Here is a 2500-nt window from a genome sequence, read left to right on the forward strand (position 1 = left end):
ACAAACGCCAACGCCGCGCTGAGGGTATCAGCGCGGCGTTGTCGTTTTGGTTTGTGAAGAGGTGATGTCCTTTGCAGGCCTGGCAGCGACCTACTCTCCCAGGGCTTGAGCCATAGTACCATTGGCGCTGAGGAGTTTAACGGCCGAGTTCGGGATGGGATCGGGTTCAGGCTCCTCGCTAAGACCACCAGGCCGGCGAAGGACATCGAGGATAAGAAGCAAGCCGAGCAAGATTGCGGAAGCAATCTTGCGAAGCCCCCGGGCTTGACCCGGGGGTCGCGCCACAAAGGCGCATTGGTCTTTCTGGTCTCAGTTTGCAGTGATGGACACTGAAAATGAGAGCAATCAAGCCGATCGAACGATTAGTACCGGTAAGCTGCATGCATTACTGCACTTCCACACCCGGCCTATCAACGTGGTCGTCTTCCACGGTTCTCAAGGGAATGCTCGTTTTGAGGTGGGTTTCCCGCTTAGATGCCTTCAGCGGTTATCCCGTCCGTACATAGCTATGCTGCACTGCCGCTGGCGCGACAACAGCTCCACCAGAGGTACGTTCACCCCGGTCCTCTCGTACTAGGGGCAAATCCTCTCAACATTCCAACACCCACGGCAGATAGGGACCGAACTGTCTCACGACGTTCTGAACCCAGCTCACGTACCACTTTAATCGGCGAACAGCCGAACCCTTGGGACCTTCTCCAGCCCCAGGATGTGATGAGCCGACATCGAGGTGCCAAACGACGCCGTCGATATGGACTCTTGGGCGTCATCAGCCTGTTATCCCCGGCGTACCTTTTATCCGTTGAGCGATGGCCCATCCACGCGGGACCACCGGATCACTATGACCGACTTTCGTCTCTGCTCGATTCGTAGATCTCGCAGTCAGGCAGGCTTATGCCATTATACTCGACGAACGATTTCCGACCGTTCTGAGCCTACCTTCGCACGCCTCCGTTACTCTTTGGGAGGCGACCGCCCCAGTCAAACTGCCCACCATGCGCTGTCCCGATCCCGGATGACGGGATGCGGTTAGATATCCATAACCATTAGGGTGGTATTTCACATTGCGACTCCACCCGAGCTGGCGCCCGAGCTTCAAAGTCTACCACCTATTCTACACAAACAGTCACGAATACCAGCGCAAAGCTACAGTAAAGGTGCACGGGGTCTTTCCGTCTGACCGCAGGAACCCCGCATCTTCACGGGGAATTCAATTTCACTGAGTCTATGTTGGAGACAGCGGGGAAGTCATTACGCCATTCGTGCAGGTCGGAACTTACCCGACAAGGAATTTCGCTACCTTAGGACCGTTATAGTTACGGCCGCCGTTTACCGGGGCTTCAATTCAAGGCTTGCACCTCTCCTCTTAACCTTCCGGCACCGGGCAGGCGTCAGACCCTATACGTCATCTTACGATTTCGCAGAGCCCTGTGTTTTTGTTAAACAGTTGCCACCCCCTGGTCTGTGCCCCCACCGCATGGTTGCCCATGTGATGGGCCTCCTTATCCCGAAGTTACGGAGGTAAATTGCCGAGTTCCTTCAACATAGTTCTCTCAAGCGCCTTGGTATACTCTACCAGTCCACCTGTGTCGGTTTCGGGTACGGTCTAATGTGGAGGCTATTTCCTGGAACCCCTTCGAAGCCCAACCAATCCAGTAAGGTCGGACAACACACGGCATTCGTCACCATCCACTGGCTGCAGAATATTCACTGCATTCCCATCGACTACGCCTTTCGGCCTCGCCTTAGGGACCGGCTAACCCTGCGAAGATTAACTTTACGCAGGAACCCTTGGACTTTCGGCGACACTGTCTTTCACAGTGTTTGTCGTTACTCATGCCAGCATTCGCACTTCTGATACCTCCAGGCGCCCTCACGGGTCGCCCTTCGCAGGCTTACAGAACGCTCCGCTACCGCGTACGCTTGCGCGCACACCCTAAGCTTCGGCTCGTGGCTTGAGCCCCGTTACATCTTCGGCGCAGAAACCCTTATTTAGACCAGTGAGCTGTTACGCTTTCTTTAAAGGATGGCTGCTTCTAAGCCAACCTCCTGGTTGTTTTGGGATTTCCACATCCTTTCCCACTTAGCCACGAATTGGGGGCCTTAGCTGTAGGTCAGGGTTGTTTCCCTCTCCACGACGGACGTTAGCACCCGCCGTGTGACTCCCGGATAGTACTCTCAGGTATTCGGAGTTTGGTTGGGTTTGGTAAGACGGTAAGTCCCCCTAGCCCATCCAGTGCTCTACCCCCTGAGGTATTCGTCCGAGGCGATACCTAAATATCTTTCGCGGAGAACCAGCTATTTCCCAGTTTGATTGGCCTTTCACCCCTAACCACAAGTCATCGGAGCCTTTTTCAACAGGCACCCGTTCGGTCCTCCAGTGAGTGTTACCTCACCTTCAACCTGCTCATGGCTAGATCACTAGGTTTCGGGTCTAATACAACGAACTTGACGCCCTATTCAGACTCGCTTTCGCTGCGCCTACGCCTATCGGCTTAAG

The 2500-nt window shown here is 54.8% G+C and carries 2 rRNA genes (1 of these 2 cut by a window edge); both read right to left on the bottom strand.

The annotated features are described in order from the left end of the window. Positions 1-77 precede the first annotated feature (77 nt). Positions 78-192, bottom strand: a 5S ribosomal RNA gene (gene rrf / locus HL666_RS33780). A gap of 149 nt (positions 193-341) precedes the next feature. After that, positions 342-2500 (bottom strand): 23S ribosomal RNA (locus tag HL666_RS33785); it runs 686 nt beyond the window's last position.

Origin of the sequence: Bradyrhizobium aeschynomenes, from assembly GCF_013178945.1 — a bacterium.
Taxonomy (GTDB): domain Bacteria; phylum Pseudomonadota; class Alphaproteobacteria; order Rhizobiales; family Xanthobacteraceae; genus Bradyrhizobium; species Bradyrhizobium aeschynomenes.